This window comes from Anaerosoma tenue, assembly GCF_023161965.1.
Lineage (GTDB): Bacteria > Actinomycetota > Coriobacteriia > Anaerosomatales > Anaerosomataceae > Anaerosoma > Anaerosoma tenue.
Genome location: NZ_JALNTY010000003.1, coordinates 76,866 through 99,149 on the forward strand (window position 1 = coordinate 76,866; position 22,284 = coordinate 99,149).

A 22,284-nucleotide genomic window follows, 5' to 3' on the forward strand; every position below is an offset into this window, starting at 1 on the left:
CTCACTCACCTTCAGACGCACGTGTGACGCCATGCCATTTGCCGTCCATCGTCTCGATCTCGATCTCGAGCACGCTCGTGATCGCACGCTTCTCTGGTGGTATACCCTCACCCGTGCTCCCGTAGTGACGCATGATCACGTCGAGTCCGTGCTGCTTCTGATCCTCGTCGACCAGCAGCCTCGCGACGCCGTAGCCGATCACGCTTCGGAAACGCGACGTGTAGCCGCACGGGCGGTCGGCGGGGACGATCTCGCCCTCATCGATCTCGAAGCACACGCGGGCTCCGCCGTCGATCGCCGTGATCCGACGGCCTTCCCGCGGTCCGTGCACGTAGATCCGCTCACCGTCGTACCCGAAGTTCACGGGCACCACGTACGGCTGCCCGCCCTCGATCATGCCGAGCCGGCAAACCTCCGCACGGCGCAGGAGCGCGTCGCACTCCTCCGCGGGCATACGGTGGTCTTCCCGTCTCATCCGTCCTCCTGCCTGGCTTCGGCTCTGCCGGGACCGCGGCCTACAGCCGCACGGGCACTCCCGCCGCGGCCATCGCCTCCTTGACCTGTCGGACCGAGAACTCGCCGAAGTGGAAGACGCTCGCTGCCAGCACGGCGTCCGCGTCGGCCTCCACCACCACCTCGGCGAAGTGGTCGAGCACACCGGCGCCGCCGCTCGCGATCACCGGGATGCTCACGCGTGAGGTGATCGCACGGGTCAGGGCGAGATCGAACCCGTCCTTGGTGCCGTCGCGATCCATGCTGGTAAGGAGGATCTCCCCCGCACCGCGGCGCTCGACCTCCTCGGCCCAGGCCACCGCGTCGATCCCGGTGTTGGTGCGGCCGCCGGCCACGAAGACCTCCCACCGCTCCGGGCGGGAGCCAGGGACACGTCGCGCGTCGATCGCCACCACGATGCACTGCGACCCGTACACGCCCGCCGTGGAGGTGATCAGCGAGGGATCCGCTACTGCCGCCGAGTTGATCGCCGTCTTGTCCGCCCCCGCCGACAACATCGCCCGGATGTCCGCGGCCGAGCGCATCCCCCCGCCCACGGTGTACGGGATGAACACCTGCTCGGCGGTGCGCGCGGCCACCTCGAGCATCGACGGGCGCTCCTCGTGCGTGGCGGTGATGTCCAGGAACACGACCTCGTCGGCGCCCTCCCGATCGTAGATCGCGGCGAGTTCCACGGGATCGCCCGCGTCGCGCAGGTCGACGAAGTTCACGCCTTTGACCACGCGGCCCTCATGGACGTCGAGGCAGGGTATGACGCGCTTGGTGAGCATCACGCCTCCCTGCGAGCGATGGCAAGCGCCCCTGAGAGATCGATCGTGCCCTCGTAGAGCGCACGGCCGATGATGACGCCCTCGGCAACCGCATCGCCGAGGGCCACGACCGCACGCACGTCATCGGGTGTCGACATGCCGCCGCTCACCACCACCGGGAAGCCCGCCTGAGCCGCCAGGGTGCGATAGGCATCCGCATTGATGCCGGTGCCCATGCCGTCGCGGCTGATGTCGGTGTACACGAGGTGCCGTATGCCGCGTCCCGTGAGCTCGGCCACGAGCTCGGCCGATGGCACGCCGGTGCCCTCCCGCCAGCCGGCGATCTTGACCTCTCCATCGCGCGCGTCCACACCGGCCACCACCGAGTCGCCGAACTCCGTGACCGCATCGGTCACGAACCGCTCGTCGGTCACGAGCTTGGTGCCGAGGACCATGCGCCTCGCGCCTGCATCCGTAAGACGACGCATCGTCTCGAGCGTGCGGATCCCGCCGCCGGTCTGCACGGCGAGCCCCGTCTCGCGCGCTATGCGCTCCACCACGGCGATGTTGCCCGGTACGCCGTCCCGCGCCCCATCCAGGTCCACCACATGCACCCACTCCGCGCCCCTCTCGGCGAACGAGCGGGCCTGGGCGACCGGGTCGTCGTTGTAGACGGTCACCGCGTCGTAGCGCCCCTGAGCGAGCCTCACCGCGCGCCCGCCCAGGATGTCTATGGCCGGGAACACGATCATCCGCCCACACGCTCCTCCACGATCTCGCCGAAGTTGCCGAGGAGGCGCAGCCCCATCGTCGACGACTTCTCCGGATGGAACTGCACCGCATACACGTCTCCCCGGCCCACGGCAGCCGTGAACGTGATCCCGTGCGTGGCGGCGCCAATCGTCCACGACGGATCGTCGGGCCGAAGATGGTACGAGTGCACGAAGTAGAACGCGGTACCCTCGGGGATGCCGCTGAACAGGCGGCTCTCCCGCGGATACGACACGGTGTTCCAGCCGATGTGCGGGACCTTCACGCCGCCCGGAAGCCGCTCACAGGCGCCGGGCACCAACCCAAGGCCTTCCCACTCCCCGTCCTCGAGTCCCACGCTCGCCAGGAGCTGCATTCCCAGGCATATGCCGAGGAACGGCACGCCCGCCGCGATCCGCTCGAGCAACACCTCGCGCAGCCCGCTGTCGCGCAACGTGGCGGCCGCATCGCGGAACGCGCCCACGCCGGGCAGGACGATGCCGTCAGCCGAGGCGACCACCGCGGGATCCGATGTCACCACGATGTCAGCGACGCCCGCGTGCTCGAAGCCCTTCTGCACGCTCCGCAGGTTCCCCATCCCGTAGTCGACGATAGCGATCATCGGCAGCCTCCGGTGGAGTCCCAGGTCAGGCAGGGGTCCGTGCTCAGACAGTCCTCGCCGGGGGTCCGCGGCGCCTGCGGACGCTTCGCGTCCTCGGCACCTTCCCCGGCTGCGGAACTGCGCGCGTGACCCCTGCCTGACCTGGGACTCACAGCGACCCCTTGGTGGACGGCACGCCGGTGACACGGGGATCGATCTCAACGGCCTCGCGCAAGGCGCGCGCGAGCGCCTTGAAGGCGGCTTCGATGATGTGGTGCGCGTTCTCACCCGCGAACGCCATCACGTGCACGGTGATGCCCGCGTTGGCCGCGAGCGCGATCATGAACTCCTTGGCGAGCGTGGTGTCGAACGTCCCGATGATCTCGATGGGCACCTCCACGTCGTAGTGCAGCTGCCCTCTGCCGGAGATGTCGATGGCGGCGAGCACCATCGCCTCGTCCATCGGAACGAACGCCGACCCGAACCGGCGGATGCCCGCGCGGTCGCCGAGCGCCGTGTCGATGGCCTGGCCGAGGCAGATGCCCACGTCCTCCACGGTGTGATGCGCATCCACCGCCAGATCGCCCACGGCGTCCACCTCGAGGTCGAAGAGCCCGTGACGCCCGAATGCGTCCAGCATGTGGTCGAAGAACGGCACGCCGGTGGCAACACTGGTGGCGCCTTCGCCGTCGAGCGACACGGTGACACCGATGTCGGTCTCCGAGGTCGATCGCCGGATCGTCGCTGTGCGCGTCATACCGCTCACCGGTCCTGTTCCAGATGCCTGTTGGCGGTCGCGTTCACCCCGAAGTGCCGTGACGCGTGCTTGCGGGCGAGGATCTCGTCCATCGCCTGGAGGAAGCGATCCACCTCCTCCTCAGTACCCACCGTGACCCGGAGACAGTCCTCCAGGCCCGGCGTGCGGGAGAGATCGCGAACCAGTATCGAGTGGTCGTGCAGGAGGTCGCGCCATATGGCTGCGGCTTGCTCCACGCGGAACAGCACGAAGTTCGCCTCCGAGGGGAACACGGCCACCTCGGACATCTCGGCGAGTCCGTGCACGAGGCGATCGCGGTTGCGCATCGTCTCCCGCACCCCTGCCTCGAACACCATGCGCTCCCTGAACGCGAGGGACGCGGCCACCTGCGTGAACCGGTTGACCGAGTACGGCTGCCGCACCTTGGTAAGCTCCCGTACCACGTCCGCGTGTGCGAGCAGGTACCCCGCGCGCAACCCCGCCAGCGAGAACGCCTTGGAGAACGTACGCAGGATGGCGAGGTTGGGGTGCCGCTCCATGTGCGGCCGCATCGTCTGCCGGCTGAATTCGAAATACGCCTCGTCCACGAGCACGAGCGCGTCCGTCGCGTTGAGCAGCTCGATCAGCAGCGTCTCGGCGGTCATCGTACCGGTAGGGTTGTTGGGGTTCGAGATCACCACGATGTCGGGATCCTGGTCGGCCACGGCGGCCATCAGCGCCTCGCCGTCCACCTCGAACTCCGCGTTGCGCGGGACCTCGACCACCCGGGTGCCGGTCACGCGCGCATCGATCTCATACATCGCGAACGTCGGCGGCATGTCGACGAGCTTCCTGCCAGGGCCTCCCCAGGCGAGGATGATGTCGAGGATGATCTCATCGCCGCCGTTGCCCACCAGCACGTTGGCCGCATCGAGTCCGTTCGCCTGCGCGATCAGCTCACGGAGCCGTGTCGCCAGCGGATCGGGGTACCGGTTGAATGGGATGTCGAACCGCACACGGTCAGCCAGCTTCTCAAGCACCTCGCCGGGCAGGTTCCGGGGATTCTCGTTCGCCGAGAGGTTGATCTCCGCGCGCACATCCTTGGCGTCGTAGGCGACGAGGTCGGCGAGCTCCGCGCGAGGAGGGCGAAGGCGTTCCATCACGACTCATCCTCCACCCCGAAAACGGCCGCCAGCCGAAGGCCTACGGCAGCCGCGTGCGCCTCGAGTCCCTCGGCCTCGGCGATGGTCATGATCGTGGCGCCGTCGGCCTCGAGCGCCTGGAGCGAGTAGCTGAGAACCGACGACTTCTTCACGAAGTCGTCGACGGACAGCGGCGACGAGAACCGCGCCGTGCCGCCCGTGGGCAGCACGTGGTTGGGACCGGCCACGTAGTCGCCCACGCTCTCCGGCGTCCACGGGCCGAGGAAGATCGCCCCCGCGTTCCTGATCGAGCCGAGCAGCTCGAACGGCTCGGCCATCTGCACCTCGAGATGCTCCGGCGCGATCGTGTTCGCCGCATCCAGCGCCACGTCGATGTCGGGGCAGACGATGATGACGCCGTTGTCGGTGAGCGACCGCTCGATCACGTCCGCCCGCGACGACGCGGCGAGAAGCTCCCGCAGGGCGAGTTCGACGCGCCCCGGCAGGTCCTCGTCGGTGGTGACCAGGTACGTGGCCGCACGGGGATCGTGCTCCGCCTGCGCCATCAGGTCGATGGCCACGAACATCGGCTCGGCGGTCTCGTCAGCGAGTATGAGCACCTCCGACGGGCCAGCGAGCATGTCTATCCCAACATCGCCCATCACGAGCTTCTTGGCCGCGGTCACATACGCGTTGCCCGGGCCGGTGATCTTGTCCACCCGCGGGATCGACGCCGTTCCGTACGCCAGTGCGGCGACCGCCTGGGCGCCGCCGACCTTGTAGATCTCGGTGACGCCCGCCTCGGCGGCGGCAGCCAGCGTGTACGGGTTCACCCGGCCGTCGGCGTCGGGCGGCACGACCATCGCGATCTCCTCAACGCCGGCCACGATCGCGGGGATCGCGTTCATGAGCACCGAAGAGGGGTAGCACGCCCGCCCTCCGGGCACGTAGATGCCCGCGCGTGCGATCGGGTTGATCTGCTGGCCGAGCAGCACGCCGCCCTCCACGGTGGTGAACCAGCTCTGACGGACCTCGCGCTGGTGGAAGTCCTCGATCGCCAGGGCGGCGGTCGCGATGGCGCTGCGGAACTCGTCGCCCACCTCGGCCACGGCAGCCTCGATCTCGTCGTCGCTCACGCGGAGGTCGGTGAGCTCGGCCTTGTCGAACTGCGCCGTGTACTCGCGCAGCGCTTCGTCTCCCCGCCGCCGTACGTCGTCGATGATGCGCTGGGCGACGCCGAGGACCTCGATGTCGATGCCGCCTGTCCGTGGCACGTCGGCCGGATCGAGCCAGCGGCCACGCTCCAGGTCGATGCGACGCATCATCACGATCATCCTCTCCTAGTAGGCGCCGGATGCCGCGGCAAGGGCCGTGGCGAGGCCGGTCACACGTTCACTGTCGGTCTTGAGGCTCACCGGGTTGGCCACGAACCGTGCCGTGGACGTGAGCACGTCGTCGACGATCCTCAGACGGTTCTCCGCGAGCGTCCGCCCGGTCGCCGTGATATCCACGACCTGGTCGGCCAGACCGATGAGTGGGGCCAGTTCGATATTGCCCGAAAGCTTGACGAGTTCCACCTGCAGCCCGCGTGCGGCATAGTGCGCCTCCGTCACCCGCGGGTACTTCGTGGCCACTCGGATCACGCCGAGGTGCCGGTAGATCTCGGCCACGCTGCGCTCGGCGTCCTCCGGCTCGGCGACCACGAAGCGGCAGGCGCCGAAGCCCAGGTCGACCATCTCCACAACGTCGAGATCCGCCTCCACGAGCGTGTCCTTGCCCGCCACGGCCACGTCGACGGCCCCATACGCCACGTAGACCGGTATGTCGGTGGGCTTGCCGATGATGTACTCGATATCCCCTGCCCTGACGGTGAGCTGTCTGCCAGGGTCGCTGAGCCCTGTGGTGTCGTAGCCGGCGCGTTCGAGCAACGCCACCGACTCCGCGTACAGCGACCCCTTGGGAAGCGCCATACGGATCATGCGTCCATCACGTCCACGACGCGCGATCATCCGGCATCGCCTCCACGAGTCGCCCAGGTCTCGCGCGGTGGGGCGGGCAGCGGGTCGCCGAGCGGCGTCGCGCCTTCGCCCGCACGATCCACCCGCACGATGACCTCGCCGTCCACCTCGAGCGCCTCGAGTGCGCCGAACTCGTCCGCCTCACGGACCAGCCCCGCGCCCGAGCGCCCTGCAGCCAGTCGTACGCGCCACCCCGCTGAACGCAACCGCATGCCGGCGGCGAACACGTCATCCGGCGTACGCCCGCCCACCACGGCGTCCAGCGGTGGCACGCGGGGAGTGCGCCCCTGCTCGGCGAGTGCGATCATCAGCCGTTCGAGCCCGAGCGCGAACCCGGCGGCTGGAGCCGGACGGCCGAACGTGGAGAGCAGACGGTCGTAACGGCCGCCCCCGGCCAGCGGGAGTCCGAGACCCGGCGCGTACGCCTCGATCTGGAGGCCGGTGTAGTAGCCGAACGACCGCATGATGCCGAAATCAACCTGTACCCGGTCGCCGTAGCCAAGCGCATCGAGCGTCCGCCAGGTCTCACGCACCGCGCAGACAGCCTCCGCGCAACCACACGCGAGGGTGAGCGCGGCGCATCGGTCGAGGGCGTCACGCCCGCCACGGATACCGGGGAGCTCCACGAATGCGAGCGCGAGGTCCGGATCCAGATCCTCTCGCCCGGCGAGCCGCCCGATCTCGACCAGGTTGCGCGACTGCGCCGCCGCCACCATGGCCTCGCGCCACTCGCGGGAGCCGCCAGCGCCCTCCAGCAGGCCCCGTAGGACCTCCGCCGTACCGAGTCCGATCGTGAACGATTCGAGACCCGCGGCTTCCAGCGCGGCGATGAGCAGCAGCACGACCTCCGTGTCGGCCGCGGGACCCGCCGCACCGATGAGCTCGACGCCCACCTGGGTGAACTGCCGGGCCTGGCCACGCAGCGACGCGTGCTCCCTGAAGACCTCGGTGGCGTACCGGATGCGATGCGGTCCGGGTGCGCCGGAGAGCCTGGACGCCGCCACGCGCGCGATCGGCACGGTCATCTCCGGACGCAAAGCGAGCAGGGCGCCGTCCAGGTCGAAGAGACGGAACGCGGAACGCTCCAGCTCGCCCGGAATGCCGCTCGCGAGCGTGGCCGACTGCTCCACCACCGGTGTCTCCACCGGGTCGTACCCCCATGAGGAGAACACCGCCGATATATCGCCGGCCACGATCTCCCGCTCACGGGCCTCCTGGAACAGAACGTCCCTGAAGCCACGCGGCGTGACGGGCTTCACAGGCTGCTCGGGGTCAAGCGGCTCCACTCCTGGTCCTCCTCCGACGATCGACGGGCGTACTTTATCACAGTAGAGTGATACAGCAACGGAGTATCCCACGTGGCAGGCGGGGCGTCAACCGCCGCGTTCGAGCCGGGATCAGGCCTCCCGGACGGCGTCCGCCCCCAGCAACTCCTTGAGCTCCGCGTGCAATCCCGCCGAGGAAGCATCCACCCGATGTTCTTCCCCCATCTTGAGCTGCTTCGTCCCGTTGCCTGTGAGCAGATGCACCACGACACTGTCACGCCCCGGATACCGCGCAAGGATCTCCTTGAACCGAGAGCCGTTGCCGTTGCCGAGCTCCTCGATCGGCGCCCGTATCATCAGCGTGCCCGGAGGACGCTCGAACCTCCCGTCGGTGGAGAGAGGCTCGACCTCGTGCGCGATCAGCTTGAGCCCCCGGTCGGACCTCTCGACCTTGGCACGCATCCGCACGACCGTGTCCACCCCGACCACGTCGCGATACTTGTCGTACGTCTGCGGGAAGAGCACGCCTTCCATCGACCCCTCGAGATCCTCGAGCCTGAACGTGGCCATGAGCTTGCCGGCCTTCGTGGCGATGCGCTCGAACGAGGAGACGATCCCGGCGAACCAACCGCTCTGGCCGTCGCGGAACTCCTCGGCCTGTCCGAGGGACAGCGTACGCGCCTGCTCGATCAGACCGCGGATCTCCGACAGCGGATGGTCGGACACATAGATGCCGAGCATCTCCTTCTCGAAGGCGAGCTTCATGCCCTTGTCCCACTCGTCGCCGTTGGGCGGCTCGACGCTGTCGTCCATGCCGTGCTCCTCGGCCCCGAACAGGTCGAACATCGAGGTCTGCCCGCAGTCGGCGTCGCGCTGACGCTTGATCGCGCCCTCCACGCACTGGTCCATCATCGAGAGGAGATGCTTGCGCGTGTATCCCGTGGAGTCGAACGCGCCCGCCTTGATGAGCGCCTCGAGCGTCTTCTTGTTGGCCTGGCGCATATCCACACGGTCACAGAAGTCGTTGAGCGAGCCGAACGGTCCGTTCGCCTTGCGCTCGGCCACGATGGTCTCGACGACACCCTCGCCCACGTTCCTGATGCCCGCGAGCCCGAAACGGATGCCGTCCTCAACCGCCGTGAAGTCCTTGCCCGAGGAGTTCACGTCGGGCGGCAGCACTTTGATCCCCGCCTGGTTGCAGGCCGCGATGTAGCGCACGATCGTCTCGCTCTTGCCCGTGTAGCTGGTGAGCACCGCGGCCATGTACTCGAGCGGGTAGTGCGCCTTGAGATAGGCGGTCTGATACGAGACGAGGCCGTACGCGGCGGCGTGGCTCTTGTTGAACGCGTACTCGCCGAACTTGCGCATGTCGGCCCACACGCGCTTCGCCACCTTGAGGTCGTAGCCGCGCTCGGCGGCGCCGGACATGAACTCCGGCTCGAGCGCGTCGACGATCTCCATCTTCTTCTTGCCCATGCCCTTGCGGAGCTTGTCCGCCTTGGCCGCCGAGAAGCCGCCCATCTCCATGGTGATGCGCATCGCCTGTTCCTGATAGACGATTGCGCCGTAGGTCTCCTCAAGGATGTGCTTGATGCGGTCGTCGTAGTACGTGATGGCGGCACGGCCGTGCTTACGGGCGATGAAGTCCGGGATGGAATCCATCGGGCCCGGACGGTACAGCGCCACCACGGCGACCAGGTCAGCGAAGCGCGTGGGCTTCAGGTCGCGCAGCACGCGCTTCATGCCCGGCGACTCCACCTGGAACACGCCGTCGGTGTCGGAGCGCTGCAGGAGCTTCCACGTCTTCGGGTCGTCCATCGGGATCGTATCGAGATCGATCGTCTCCCCGTGGTGTTCCTCGATGGCCGCAACCGCCTTCGCGAGCACGGTGAGCGTCCTCAGGCCGAGGAAGTCCATCTTGAGCAGGCCGAGGTCGGCGATGACCGTGCCCTCGTACTGCGTGATGACCGAACCGCCCTTGGTGTCGAGCTTGACCGGGGTGTAGTAGTGCAGCGGATCGCGGCAGATCACCACCGCGGCTGCATGGATACCTTCGCCGCGCACCACGTTCTCGAGCGAAAGCGCCGAGTCGATGATGCGCTTGGTGTCCACGTCACCTTTGTACGCGTCGCGCAGGTCGGGGTTGTCGCGCAACGCGATACTGAGGTCCGAGAGCGCCTTGTCGTCGTCGCCCTTGCGGTCGATGCGCTCGGGGACGAGCTTGGCCACCTTGTCGGGGATCGAGTATGGATAGCCGAGCACCCGCCCCGCGTCACGGATGGCGGCGCGCGCCTTCATGGTGGAGTACGTGATCACCTGCGCGACCTTGTCCTCGCCGTACTTCTGGCGCACGTACTCGATGACCTCGCCTCGCCGCTCGTCATCGAAGTCGATGTCGATATCGGGCATCTCGGTGCGTTCGGGGTTGAGGAACCGCTCGAACAGCAGCCCGTGCTCCAATGGATCGAGGTTGGTGATGCCCAATGCGTAACTGATGATCGAGCCGGCGGCCGAACCACGGCCCGGCCCGACGCCGATGTTGTTCGCCTTCGCCCACTTCACGAAGTCGGCCACGATCAGGAAGTACGCCGACAGGCCCTTCGAGGTGATCACCTCGAGCTCCGTCTCGAGCCGCTCCATCGGCTCCCCCGGCACGGGGGCGCCGTAGCGCTGCTCGAGGCCCGCGACGCACTCGGCACGCAGATGGTCGTCTTCCGAACGGCCCTGCGGCGTCTCGAAGACCGGCAGGATGATCTTGCCGAACTCGAGGGAGATGTCGCACCTGGCCGCCACCTCCACGGTGTTGGCGAGCGCCTCGGGATACTCAGGCAGCGCGGCGGCCATCTCGTCGTAGCTCTTCAGGTAGAACTGGTCCGAGGAGAACCGCATCCGCGCGCGGTCGTCCACGGTGGAACCCGTGCCGATGCAGAGCAGCAGGTCCTGCGCCTCATGGTCCTCGGCCATCACATAGTGGATGTCGTTGGTGGCCACCAGCCCGATGCCCATCTCGGCGCCCATCCGGGCGATCTCGGCGTTGAGCTCCTTCTGCGTCACGCCGTTGTCCGCGGTGATCCCTTGCTCCTGGATCTCAAGGTAGAAGTCATCACCGAACAGACGGGCGTACGTCTCGGCCCAGCGATGCGCCGCGGCCAGATCGCCCTGCTCGATGGATTTGCTCACGATGCCGCTCATACACGCCGACGTGCAGACGATGCCCTCGTGGTACTCCTCCAGGAGCGAAAGGTCCACACGCGGCTTGTAGTAGAAACCGTTGACCGACGCCTCGCTGGCGATGGCCATCAGATTGCGGTAACCCACCTCGTTCTTCGCGAGCAGGAGGAGGTGGTAGAGAGCGGGTTTGCCCTCGCGTTTGGTGCGCGACTCGGGCGTGAAGTACGCCTCGCAGCCGATGATCGGCTTGATGCCGCCCTTCTTGGCCGCGCGGTAGAACTCCACTGCCCCGTACATCGCGCCGTGGTCGGTGAGAGCGAGCGTGTCCTGGCCGACCTCGATGGCGCGATCCACGAGACGCGAGATCCGCGCATGCCCGTCGAGCAGCGAGTACTCCGAGTGCGTATGGAGGTGGACGAAACCCGACATGTCCTACGCCTCGCCGCCTTCCGCGGACGGGCCCAGCCGGTCGATGACGGTGGGGTAACCCTCGGCACCATAGTTGAGGCTGCGGTTGACGCGGCTGATCGTGGTGGACGACGCGCCGGTGATCTCCTGGATGCGGGTATAGTGCTCGCCGGCGTGAAGCATGCGCGCCACGGCGAGCCGCTGGGCCATGTCCTGGATCTCCCGGATGGTCGCTACGTCGAGCAGGAACGCATACCGCTCGTCATCATTCTCAAGCACGCCGAAGGCGGCCAGAAGAGCCTCTACCTCGGCCGTGCGAAGGCGTTCTGAAGACAACGTGCGATCCCCCTTCGACGGGCCGGTGCGCAAGATGGTGTATCCATACTAGCACCCGGACGCGACATGATGGGGCACGAGAGACTGGCCGGCACTGGTTTCCGATGGGCGGTCGGCAGAGGACTCAGCCGATCAGACGCACGCTACACCACGCGGTTGACGAGGCTGCCGATCCCGCCGACCTTGATCTCCACCACATCGCCGGCGCGCATCGGCCCCACCCCGGATGGGGTACCTGTGAGCACCACATCACCAGGCAGCAAGGTCATCACGTGGCTCACGAAGCTCACGAGTTCGTAGGGATCGAAGATCATGTCCGAGGTGGAGGTCGATTGGCGCAGTTCCCCGTTCACGTAGCTCTCGAGCGTGGTGTCGCACGGGTCGATGTCGGTCTCCACCCAGGGGCCGAGCGGGCAGAACGAGTCGAAGCCCTTGGCGCGGGTCCACTGACCGTCCTTGCGTTGGTGGGCCCTGCTGGTCACGTCGTTGGCGCACGTGCAGCCGAGCACGCACGTCCGTGCCTGTTCGGGCGTCACGTTGTGCGTGCGGCGGCCTATCACGAGCGCCAACTCGGCCTCGTAGTCCACGGTCTCCACGCCCTCGGGGATGCGTATCTCGGCTCCGTGCCCCGTGACGGAGGTCGGCGGCTTGAGGAAGATCACCGGTTCGTCGGGGAGATCGTGCCCCATCTCCGTCGCATGCGCCCGGTAGTTGAGCCCTGCGCACACGATCTTGGTAGGCACGGTGGGCGCGAGCAGCTGGGCGTGCGGGAGCGGTACGATACCCTCCGGCTCCCATGCGGCGAACGGCTCGTCCGAGATGAGCGTCACCGTGCTTTCGTCGGCAAGACCGTACCGAACGTCCTGCTCATGGAACAGCCGAACGACGCGCATACGCACCCCGTCTCCTCGCAAGTCCGCCATACGGGGCGATCGCCGGTGATCCCCCTTACCCTGTGTCGTTTTTCAACATGCCCACCTGCGATTCCTGCTCGCGCGGGCGAACGACTTCAGGCAGATTCAGGGACGGCCTCGGACGCGGGCAGTGCCGCGCGACCACGGTCGATCGAGCCGGCCGTGCGGATGCTGCCGAGCGCGGCAAGCGCCACCAGCACGCCTCCCGCGATCAGCGTCTCCTGTATGCCGAGCGTCACAGCCAGCGTGGGCACGAAGGCCAGCGGCAGCAACTCGCCTGCGGTGCGATGCCATTGCAGCGTGCCCACCACACGACCCACATACTCGTGCGGCGAGTCCAGGTGCACCAGCGTGCGCAGCAGCGGCTCCGTGGCGCCGATGAACAGACCCCAGGCGAACGCGCCCGGCGCGATCCACACCAGGTCGGCCGACCCCACATAGAGCATCGAGCCGAGCCCCGACAACACCGAGAAGAACGCCAGACCGCGGGCCGACACGACCTTCGCGGGCAGGCGCGGCAGGAGCGCCGCGCCGCACACCAGGCCCAGGCCGAACACCGTGTTCATGTAGCCGAGCCACTCCACCCCCACGCCTACCACATCGCGGTAGAAGAGCGACTCAAGCGCCTGGAACGCGCCAAAGCCGAACCACACAGCGGTGCCGAGCAGGATGAAATAGCGGAGCGAGCGGGTGGTGTAAGCAAGCCGCACGCCGTCGGTGAACTCGCGCCATGCGTTGCCCGACACATGCTCGCGCGGCGTCTCATCGATGCGCGTCATCCACGCAGCCACTGCGGCGAGGACGGCGGCGACCGCCATCACCCAGAAGACCGAGTGGATGCCGAACCACGTCTCGATGAGGGCTCCCACCGTAGGGCCGAGCACGAACCCCACGGAGCTGCCACCCTCGATATAGGCGTTGGCGCGCTCCAGCTCGTCGCGCCCCTCGGTGATGTAGGGCGCGAACGACGCGCCGGCGGTCCACGTGGGGATGCCGAAGAGCGAGAAGATCGCCGAGCCCACCACGAAGAGCGGCAGCGTGGGCGCGACCATCATCCACAGGACCGGCGGGATGGAGCCGATCTCGGCCCAGATCATGACCTTGCGGGGTCCGAAGCGGTCGATCAGCACGCCAGCTGTGAACGATCCCACGATCGCCGAGAGTCCGTTGATGAGCGACATGATGGCGAGCTGCTTGGGGGACGCGTCGAACACGTACGCGGCAACGCCCATCGTGCCGATGAACCACACCGCGGTGCCACCGAGACGGGATATGAATCGCGCCGCCACGACGAACGCGAGATTGCGGTTGGAACGAAGCACGGGCGGTCCTTCACGACGTCGCCCCGCGGTTGCGGAGACACGCGGATATACGAAAGCCGTTGGGGAGTATACGCCTACGCGCCCGGAAGGGCATCAGGCGTCAGCGATACGTCACGCAGCGCGGGACCGGGCGGCTACTCCGTGCGGACGCGCGGATGAGCCAAGCCGAACTCGATCGAGTCGACGAGCGCCTCCCACGACGCCTCGATGATGTTCTCCGAGACGCCCACGGTGCCCCAGGTCTTCTCGCCGTCGCTCGACTCGATGAGCACGCGCGTCACTGCGCCCGTGCCCTTCTTCTCATCGAGTACGCGCACCTTGAAGTCCGTGAGCTCGATCGCGTCGAGCGCGGGATAGAAGCGGCCGATCGCGCGGCGGAGCGCTCCGTCGAGCGCGTTCACGGGACCGTTGCCCTCGGCCGTGGCGATGAACCGTTCGTCCCCCACGTGGATCTTGATGGTGGCCTCGGTCATCACCTTGCCGTCCTCGCGCTTCTCCATGATGCAGCGGAAGCTCTCCAGGAGGAAGAACGGCTCGTAGGTGCCGAGCTCCTTCTTGAGGAGCACCTCGAGCGTGGCGTCGGCGGCCTCGAACATGTAGCCGTGATGCTCGAGCTCCTTGATGCCGTCCAGAACACGCGTGGCGGTCTCCTGGTCGCCGGTGAGGTCGATGCCGAGTTCGAGGGCCTTCATCGTGAGGGACGCCTTGCCGGCAAGCTCGCTCACCACCACGCGGGCGAGATTGCCCACCGCGGACGGGTCGATGTGCTCGTACGCCTCGGGCAGACGGGCAGCCGCGCTGGCGTGTACGCCGCCCTTGTGCGCGAACGCGCTCGCGCCCACATACGGCTGGTGCGGGTTGGGAGTCACGTTGGCCGTCTCGGCGATGAAGTGGGAGACCTCGGTGAGAAGCATGAGCTGTTCGCGCGAGATGCAGGTGTCGTCCATCTTGAGCACGAGCGCCGGGATGATCGAGAAGAGGTCCGCGTTGCCCGCGCGTTCGCCATAACCGTTGGCGGTGCCCTGCACGTGCGTGCAGCCCGCGTCGACCGCCACGAGGGAGTTGGCCACAGCGCACGCGGCGTCGTTGTGCGCGTGGATGCCGAGCGTCACGCCGGGGAGCGCCTCGGCCACCTCACGCACCACGCGAGCCACGACGTGCGGCAGGGTACCGCCGTTCGTGTCGCACAGGACCACCCCGCTGGCGCCCGCCCCGGCAGCGGCCCTGCAGACCTCGATCGCATACGAGGGATCCGCGGCGTAGCCGTCGAAGAAGTGCTCGGCATCGAAGAAGACGGTGCGGCCGGCGTCCACGAGGAACGCGACGCTGTCGCGCACCATCCGGACGTTCTCGTCCAGCGTGGCGTGCAGGGTCTCCGTCACGTGAAGGCCCCAGGTCTTGCCGAAGATGCACAGCGCCTCACAGCCCGTGTCGAGCAGGGCGCGGAGCCCGCCATCGGTCTCGGCGGCGCCGTTCTTGTGGCAGGTGGCCCCGAACGCGGTGATCACCGCGTTGTCGAGCTCCAGATGCCGGGCCCGCTCGAAGAACTCGAGGTCCTTGGGATTGGAGCCGGGAAAGCCGCCCTCGATGTAGTGCACGCCGAGCGCATCGAGCCGCTGCGCGATACGCAGCTTGTCATCCACCGAGAGGGACATGCCCTCGCGCTGGGTGCCGTCACGGAGCGTGGTGTCGTAGAGGGTGACCATCCGGGCGCCGTCCTTCCCCTGCTCGCCCTGAGCGCTGTGAAGCCCCATTGTAACGAACGGGGCCGACGAGCGGTGATGTTCCGGCCGACCTTCGTCGTGTGCCTCAGTGTTCGAGCGTGCAGACCTCATCGGATATCGCGCCTGCCGGGAACGCGAGCTCCATAGTGTCGGGACAGTTGGGACCGGCGATCTTGAACGACTGGCTGCAGATCGTGTAGGTGACCCACCCCTCGCGATCGGATCCCGCGCCCGCGTCCGTGGGCCGCGCTGCGGGACCCGCCGCCGCGTCGGCCGAAGCCGCCTGCATGAACTCCTTCCATATCTGGGCGGGGAAGCTGCCGCCGGTGACATGGATCCCGTACACATCCTCCATCGGGACCTGGGCCTGCGGATAGCCCACCCACACGGCCGTGCTGAGGTCACCCGAGTAGCCCACCAGCCAGGCATCGCTCCACGATTGCGACGTGCCGGTCTTGACCGCCCCCCACCGCCCGATGTTGGCGGTACTGCCGGTTCCGCGTGTGTACACCTGGTTGAGCGCTCCGGCCAGGGTCGTGGCGACGTCCTCGGAGATGGCCCGGACGCCTGCACGCTCGGGCGCATACACCAGCTCGCCGTCGCTGTCGGTGACCTTGCCGATCCCCGACGGTGCAACGGAGGTGCCTCCGCTGGCGATCGTCCCGAACGCGGAGGCCATCTCGAGAGGCGACACGCCCTGGGAAAGACCGCCGAGCGCGATGGCGGGATCCTCGTTGATCTCGGAGGTGATGCCCATGCGGTGCGCCACGTCCACGACCTTGTCCGCGCCCACCGCCATGATCAACCGGGCATAGACCGTGTTGATCGACCAGGTGGTGGCCATCTCGAGCGTATACGTCCCTCCCGTGATGGCGTTCTCGTAGTTCTCCACATGCCAGACGCCGTCCTTCACCGGCGTGGAGAACGGGGTCGCCTCCCACGTGGAGTCGAGCGTGTAGCCCTCCTCGAGCGCCGCCGCAAGCACGAACGGCTTGAACGCGGAGCCGGTCTGACGCCGCCCCTGCGTGGCGAGATCGAACTGCTCGGCGGAGAAGTCGCGGCCGCCCACCACGGCGACCACCGCGCCATCACGCCACCGCACCGAAGCGACGGCCACCTCCGGATCGTCGACGGTTGGCAGGGCGCTCCTGGCGGCCGACTCCGCCGCCCGCTGCGCGCGGGGATCGAGCGTGGTATGGATGCGCAACCCGCCGCGATACAGCCGCTCGGAGCCGAGCACCTCGAGCAAGTCACGGCGCACGTACTCCACGAAGTACGGCGCGAACTGCGGCTGCGCCTCAGCGGCCTCGTCCCGAAGACCGAGCGGCTCCGCGGCGGCGTCGGCCGCTTCTCCTGCCGTGACGTAGCCCTGGTCGCGCATCTCGCGCAACACCAGGTTCCGCCTCTCGAGCGCGTTGGACGGGCTGGTGAAGGGGTCGTAACGCGTCGGCGACTGGATGCATCCCGCGATGAGCGCCGACTGCGCAAGCGTGAGGTCGCGGGCGCTGAGGCCGAAGAAGCGCTGCGCGGCGCTCTCCGCACCGTAGGCCCCATGCCCGAAGTACACCATGTTGAGGTAGACGCCGAGCACGTCGTCCTTGTCGGCCTGGCTCTCCAGCTGCAGGGCGAGGAGCGCTTCCTCGATCTTGCGCCGCAACGTGCGCTCGCCGTCGGTGAACAGGAGCTTCACCGTCTGCTGGGTGATCGTGGAGCCCCCCTGCCGCACCTCCCCGGCGGCGGTGTTCACCGAGAGCGCACGCGCGATGGCCTGCATGTCCACGCCCGAATGTTCGTAGAACCGCCGGTCCTCGATGGCGACGACGGCATCCTTGAGCGTCTGCGGGAGCGATTCGCCGGCCACGACCGTGCGGTCCTCGGCATCGTGCCATTCGGCGAGCACGCTGCCGTCGGCCGCGTACACGATCGACGTCTGCGCCAATTGGATCGCGTCGGGATTGGCGGCGAGGTCCGGCAGTCTGGTGGAGAGATGCCAGAGGTAGCCCGCGAAGGCGAGCAGCAGCACCAGGACGACCGCAAGGACGCCCGACGCCCAGCTCAGTATCCTGACGAGCCCCGTCTTAGCCACAGCGGCCGTCTACACGCGCTCGAGCCACTCCCCGTACGCCGGGTCCTGACCCCGGACCGCCGAGAAGTATGTCTTCTGAAGGTCAAGGGTCACCGGACCGGCATCGCCGATCACGTGGCCGTCGACCGAGCGCACCGGCACGACCTCGGCGGCGGTACCGGTCATGAAGATCTCGTCGGCCATATAGAGGTCGGTGCGTACGAGCGACTCTTCGAGCACGGGGTAGTCGAGGTCGTCGGCGATCACCATGATCGAATCGCGCGTGATGCCCTCGAGGATGCCGTCGGAGACGGGCGGGGTGGAGATCACGCCGTCGCGCACGATGAAGAGGTTCTCGCCGGTGCCTTCGCACACGTGCCCGGCTTCGTTGAGCATGATGCCCTCGGCATAACCGTGGCGATTCGCCTCGATCTTGGCGAAGCCGGAGTTGAGATAGCTCGCCGAGGACTTGATGCCCGGCGGTATCGCATTGATGCTGCGCTGCCGCCAGGAGGAGATGCCAACGTCGACGCCGTGCACCAACGCCTCCTCGCCGAGGTACGACTCCCAGGGCCATACGGCGATGGAGACCTGGACGGGCGAGTTGATCGGGTCGACGCCCATGAAACCGTAGCCGCGGACCGCCAGCGGCCGGATGTAGCACGCGGGGAGGTCGTTCTCGCGGATGGTGGTCTTGACCGCCTCCACCATCTCATCCACCGAGTAGCCGAGGTCCATGAAGAGCATCCTGGCCGAGCGCTCGAAACGCTGCATATGCTCGGTGAGCCGGAAGACCGCTGGGCCGTCGTCGGTTGCGTAGCAGCGGATGCCCTCGAAGACGCCGGTGCCGTAGTGGAGCGCGTGAGTGAGGACGTGGACCTTGGCGTCTGCCCAGGGAACCAGCTTGCCGTCCATCCAGATGAATTCCACCTCGGGCAGTGCCATGACGTCTCCCCTCCGCGTACGGCCGTGTATCGGGATAGTGTAGCGCAGAGCACCGACAGCGGGGTGGCCTTAACGAAGTTCCGCCAGCCAGCGGCGAAGCTCGGCGAGAAGCGATGGGATGTCCTCGCGAGCGATAGACCATACCATCACGTCATCGATGAGGTCGTACGCGTACGCCAGCCTGTTCCTCAGGCCGATCACCCTGCCCAGATGCGTGACGCGATGACGCGCGTCAGGGGTGATGCCGTCGAGAGCGTTGAGCGCCTCGCCGATGATCAGCAGCTCTCGTTCGACCGCCGAACGCAGCATGCGGGTAGTGAGATACTCCTCTTCAACGGAGTCCGACACGATGGCGCAGGTGGACTCCGCTGCGGCGATAGCGTCGGCGATGAGCACGATCTCGCTACGCCGCATACAGCGTCACCTTCGTGAGCTCAAGCTCGTGGGCGAGATAGGGGTTCGTGACCGCGCTTACCATGACGAGGTCGATACGTCGGCCGAATATCGCCTCGAGCTCCTCGGCGAGCGTCCAGTATGGGTGATCGAAGCCCGATGCTTCCACCGGCTCGAACTCAACGAGGAAGTCGATGTCGCTCGCGGGGGAGAAGTCGTCCCGCAACGCCGAACCGAAGACATCGAGCCTGCTCACGTGATGTCGGCGGCAGGCTTCGGTGAGAGCAGCCTGGTGACGGTCCAGGAGAGCGCGGCCAGGAGCCTGGGTCTGCGTGCCTTCACGCGCTCCAGCGCGCCCGCCGGCCTGATCGAGCCACGCCTCAAGATCCGATGCCCGGATGCGCCAGAGCCTGCCGACCTTGATGGCGGGCAAGTCGCCCGAACGCACCCGGTTGTAGACCGTGCGCTCGGAGACGCCCAGGTACGCGGCCACAGATGCGATGTCGAGAAGCTCGTGCATAGGCAGATAGTAGCAGGAATAGGAAAACATGGGAGAGTGAAGAAAAGCGCGGTCCGCTACGGAGCCTCATCCACTCCGGCGTCACTACCCAGCACTCGCCCTAGCAGTCTCGGCCGCGATGCGAGCGCTATCCAGCCGAGCGCCACGCCCCACCAGAGCGTGGCCACGCGCGTGACGATGGTGGCGCCGGACGCGGCCGCGGCGGGCATGCCGGCCGCCACCAGGATGCCGGCCATCGACGCCTCGGTTAGCCCGATGCCCCCCGGGAGGAACGAGAACGCGCCGGCGATGGTTGCGACCGCGTAGACAGAGACGCCTACGAGTGCGCCGAGCACGTCAAAGCCGAACGCGTCGAGGCAGAGGGCGAAGCCGACGCCTTCGAGACCCCAGGCCACCACCGACGCCGGTACCGACCAGGCGAGCACACGCCAGTGGAGCGCGCATCGGAGCGTGTCGGCGATCGCCTCGGCCGAAGCCTCGTGTTTTCGCGCCTTCTCGCGACTGCGCACGATGCGCAGCGCGAGACCGTGGAACCACGAGGAGCCGGCGAGAGCGGTTCCTCCGCCCACAACGACGATCCCAAGCACGAGTGTCCAGGTAGCGCCGCCGAGCGCCCAGAGGCCGCCGAGAGCGAGAAGACAGACCGCGATGAGGTCGGCCACCCGCTCGGCGAAGACGAGCGTGACGCTGCGCGTCATCCGCATCCCGGCTATCTCGCGGGCAAGCCAGGGCTTCACGACCTCGCCTACGCGGCCGGGCGTCACGGTCATCGCCTGACCGGAGATCTGCAGGTAGAGCGCGTCGCGCAGCGGCACCCGATGACCCGCCACACGCATGAGCGCGCCCCACCGCATCGAGCGCACGAAGAAGCCGACCGCCCCCATCAGGAGCATCCACACCAGCACGAGCGGGTCGAAGTCGCCGAGCGCGCGAACCACCTCGGAACCGTCGCTCACCACCACGAGCACCGCCGAGACGACAGCACTCCCGATCGCGGCGATGACGAGCCCGCGGAGGATGTATCGCGGGGTGGGTTGCACGCGCTTACGCCCGCAGCCGCTCCACCACGAGATCCCCCATCGCGGTGGTGCCGACCGTCTTCTGCGGAAGCGTGGTGGCATCCGCGATGTCACGCGTGCGCCATCCGCCCGCGAGGACGCCCTCGATCGCCGAAGCAAGCGCATCGGCAGCATCGTGCATCGAGAAGCTGTAGCGCAGCATGAGCTCGACGGAGAGCAGCATCGCAAGCGGATTGGCGATTCCCCGCCCGGCGATATCGGGCGCGGAGCCGTGGCTCGGCTCGTACAGCGCGGTCCCATCGCCGAGCGACGCGCTCGCGAGCATGCCGAGCGAGCCGGTGAGCATCGAGGCTTCGTCCGAGAGGATGTCGCCGAACATGTTCTCGGTCACCATCACGTCGAACTGCGCCGGGGTGCGGATGAGCTGCATGGCCGAGTTGTCCACGAGCTGGTCCACGAGCTCCACGTCGGAGAACTCGGCGGCGTGGAGGCGGTGTACGACCTCGCGCCACAGACGGCTGCTCTCCAGCACGTTCGCCTTGTCGACCGAGTGCACGCGCCCGCGCCGAGTGCGTGCCGCCTCGAAGGCCGTGCGTGCGATGCGCTCGATCTCGAACTCCCGGTAGTCGAGCGTGTCGTAGGCGCGCATGCCGGGTCCGCCGCCGGTGGCTGCGCCCGGAACGCCCGTCTCGCGAGCCCGCGCGCCGAAGTACAGACCGCCCGTGAGCTCGCGGACGATGAGCATGTCCACGCCCTCAAGGTACTCGGGCTTGAGGCTCGAGGCGTCCTTGAGCGCATCGAAGATCTTGACCGGCCGCAGGTTGGCGTACAAGCCGAGCGCCTTGCGGATGCCGAGGAGACCCTGTTCGGGGCGCGGCTTCTCGGGGTCGGTGGTGTCCCACCTGGGTCCGCCGATCGCAGCGAGAAGCACGGCGTCCGCCGCATGCGCCGCCTCCAGCGTGTCATCGGGGAGCGCCGTGCCGGTGGCGTCGATCGCCGCGCCGCCAAGCAGCGCCTCGGAGAACTCGAAGGTTGCGCCGAATCGCTCGCCGATGATGCCGAGCACCTTGACGGCCTCGGCGGTGATCTCAGGGCCGATGCCGTCGCCGGGCAGCAGGCAGATGCGGTAGGTGGTCATCGAGCCACCTTCTTCTTGGCGGCCTCCACCAGTCCGCCGCCTTCGATGATGTCCTTGATGAACGGCGGGAACGGCTGCGCAGTGAACGTGGCGCCCGTCGTCTCGTTGGTGATGATGCCGGCATCCGCGTCCACCGTCACACGGTCGCCGTCGGAGATGCCCTCAACGGCTTCCGGCGCCTCCATGATCGGCAGGCCGGTGTTGATGGCGTTGCGATAGAAGATGCGCGCGAAGCTCCTCGCGATCACCACGGACACGCCGGCGGCCTTGATGGCGATCGGCGCGTGCTCGCGGCTCGACCCGCAGCCGAAGTTCTCGTCGGCCACGAGGATGTCTCCCGATTCGACCTTCTTCACGAAACCCGGGTCCAGATCCTCCATGCAGTGGAGTGCGAGTTCGTCCGGGTCGCTCGTGTTGAGATACCGTGCGGGGATGATCACGTCCGTGTCGATGTCGCGGCCGTACCGGTGAGCGGTGCCTGAGAACTTCATGGAATCGCCTCTCGAAAGAGCGGACAGCGCAGGGCAGGATTCTACCATTGCGGGCGATCGTGCT

Annotated in this window: 21 protein-coding genes; all 21 read right to left on the reverse strand. The window is 67.5% G+C overall.

From position 1 onward, the window contains the following. Window position 1: 1 nt before the first annotated feature. Entirely contained in the window at window positions 2-475 is a 474-nt protein-coding gene (locus MSB02_RS08015; protein ID WP_267194714.1) for a pyridoxamine 5'-phosphate oxidase family protein, read from the reverse strand. Window positions 476-515: 40 nt separating this feature from the next. Beyond that, window positions 516-1,283 carry an imidazole glycerol phosphate synthase subunit HisF gene (gene hisF / locus MSB02_RS08020; protein ID WP_267194715.1) on the reverse strand — a complete coding sequence of 256 codons (768 nt, stop codon included), beginning with the start codon at window positions 1,281-1,283 and terminating at the stop codon, window positions 516-518. Next, window positions 1,283-2,014, reverse strand: coding sequence for a 1-(5-phosphoribosyl)-5-[(5-phosphoribosylamino)methylideneamino]imidazole-4-carboxamide isomerase (gene hisA / locus MSB02_RS08025; protein WP_267194716.1), 732 nt, complete (start codon window positions 2,012-2,014; stop codon window positions 1,283-1,285). Before hisA ends, hisF begins: the two co-directional genes overlap by 1 nt. Beyond that, the gene (gene hisH / locus MSB02_RS08030) at window positions 2,011-2,634 is read right to left on the reverse strand and encodes an imidazole glycerol phosphate synthase subunit HisH (RefSeq protein ID WP_267194717.1); all 624 of its coding nucleotides are present in this window, start codon (window positions 2,632-2,634) and stop codon (window positions 2,011-2,013) included. The genes hisA and hisH overlap by 4 nt, the downstream gene beginning before the upstream one ends. A gap of 148 nt (window positions 2,635-2,782) precedes the next feature. Next, complete coding sequence (gene hisB, locus MSB02_RS08035) at window positions 2,783-3,370, reverse strand: imidazoleglycerol-phosphate dehydratase HisB (protein ID WP_267194718.1); 588 nt, start codon at window positions 3,368-3,370, stop codon at window positions 2,783-2,785. 5 nt (window positions 3,371-3,375) lie between these two features. Then, a complete protein-coding gene (gene hisC / locus MSB02_RS08040) occupies window positions 3,376-4,509 on the reverse strand; it encodes a histidinol-phosphate transaminase (protein WP_267194719.1) in 1,134 nt (377 codons plus the stop codon). Beyond that, window positions 4,509-5,816, reverse strand: coding sequence for a histidinol dehydrogenase (gene hisD / locus MSB02_RS08045; protein WP_267194720.1), 1,308 nt, complete (start codon window positions 5,814-5,816; stop codon window positions 4,509-4,511). Before hisD ends, hisC begins: the two co-directional genes overlap by 1 nt. Before the next feature lie 15 nt (window positions 5,817-5,831). Next, window positions 5,832-6,500, reverse strand: coding sequence for an ATP phosphoribosyltransferase (gene hisG, locus MSB02_RS08050; RefSeq protein ID WP_267194721.1), 669 nt, complete (start codon window positions 6,498-6,500; stop codon window positions 5,832-5,834). Further along, a complete protein-coding gene (gene hisZ, locus MSB02_RS08055; RefSeq protein WP_267194722.1) occupies window positions 6,497-7,795 on the reverse strand; it encodes an ATP phosphoribosyltransferase regulatory subunit in 1,299 nt (432 codons plus the stop codon). Before hisZ ends, hisG begins: the two co-directional genes overlap by 4 nt. 111 nt (window positions 7,796-7,906) lie before the next feature. After that, the gene (dnaE, locus tag MSB02_RS08060) at window positions 7,907-11,374 is read right to left on the reverse strand and encodes a DNA polymerase III subunit alpha (RefSeq protein WP_267194723.1); all 3,468 of its coding nucleotides are present in this window, start codon (window positions 11,372-11,374) and stop codon (window positions 7,907-7,909) included. 3 nt (window positions 11,375-11,377) lie between these two features. Then, a complete protein-coding gene (locus MSB02_RS08065) occupies window positions 11,378-11,689 on the reverse strand; it encodes a YerC/YecD family TrpR-related protein (protein WP_267194724.1) in 312 nt (103 codons plus the stop codon). Between the two features lie 143 nt (window positions 11,690-11,832). Further along, complete coding sequence (locus tag MSB02_RS08070) at window positions 11,833-12,582, reverse strand: fumarylacetoacetate hydrolase family protein (RefSeq protein WP_267194725.1); 750 nt, start codon at window positions 12,580-12,582, stop codon at window positions 11,833-11,835. Window positions 12,583-12,698: 116 nt separating this feature from the next. Beyond that, complete coding sequence (locus tag MSB02_RS08075; RefSeq protein ID WP_267194726.1) at window positions 12,699-13,925, reverse strand: MFS transporter; 1,227 nt, start codon at window positions 13,923-13,925, stop codon at window positions 12,699-12,701. Between the two features lie 134 nt (window positions 13,926-14,059). Beyond that, complete coding sequence (gene cimA, locus MSB02_RS08080) at window positions 14,060-15,631, reverse strand: citramalate synthase (protein WP_267194727.1); 1,572 nt, start codon at window positions 15,629-15,631, stop codon at window positions 14,060-14,062. Between the two features lie 103 nt (window positions 15,632-15,734). Further along, window positions 15,735-17,735, reverse strand: a complete 2,001-nt coding sequence (locus tag MSB02_RS08085; protein ID WP_267194728.1) for a transglycosylase domain-containing protein — start codon at window positions 17,733-17,735, stop codon at window positions 15,735-15,737. A 9-nt stretch (window positions 17,736-17,744) separates the two neighbouring features. Then, entirely contained in the window at window positions 17,745-18,659 is a 915-nt protein-coding gene (locus tag MSB02_RS08090; protein WP_267194729.1) for a branched-chain amino acid transaminase, read from the reverse strand. Window positions 18,660-18,728: 69 nt separating this feature from the next. Further along, window positions 18,729-19,073 carry a HepT-like ribonuclease domain-containing protein gene (locus MSB02_RS08095; RefSeq protein ID WP_267194730.1) on the reverse strand — a complete coding sequence of 115 codons (345 nt, stop codon included), beginning with the start codon at window positions 19,071-19,073 and terminating at the stop codon, window positions 18,729-18,731. After that, window positions 19,063-19,572, reverse strand: a complete 510-nt coding sequence (locus MSB02_RS08100) for a helix-turn-helix domain-containing protein (RefSeq protein ID WP_267194731.1) — start codon at window positions 19,570-19,572, stop codon at window positions 19,063-19,065. The genes MSB02_RS08095 and MSB02_RS08100 overlap by 11 nt, the downstream gene beginning before the upstream one ends. Window positions 19,573-19,628: 56 nt before the next feature. Then, on the reverse strand, window positions 19,629-20,612 hold the full coding sequence (locus MSB02_RS08105) for a lysylphosphatidylglycerol synthase transmembrane domain-containing protein (protein WP_267194732.1): 984 nt from the start codon (window positions 20,610-20,612) through the stop codon (window positions 19,629-19,631). A 4-nt stretch (window positions 20,613-20,616) separates the two neighbouring features. After that, window positions 20,617-21,729: a 3-isopropylmalate dehydrogenase gene (gene leuB / locus MSB02_RS08110; protein WP_267194733.1), complete on the reverse strand. Its 1,113-nt coding sequence runs from the start codon at window positions 21,727-21,729 to the stop codon at window positions 20,617-20,619. Then, a complete protein-coding gene (leuD, locus tag MSB02_RS08115) occupies window positions 21,726-22,220 on the reverse strand; it encodes a 3-isopropylmalate dehydratase small subunit (RefSeq protein ID WP_267194734.1) in 495 nt (164 codons plus the stop codon). The genes leuB and leuD overlap by 4 nt, the downstream gene beginning before the upstream one ends. Window positions 22,221-22,284: the final 64 nt, after the last annotated feature.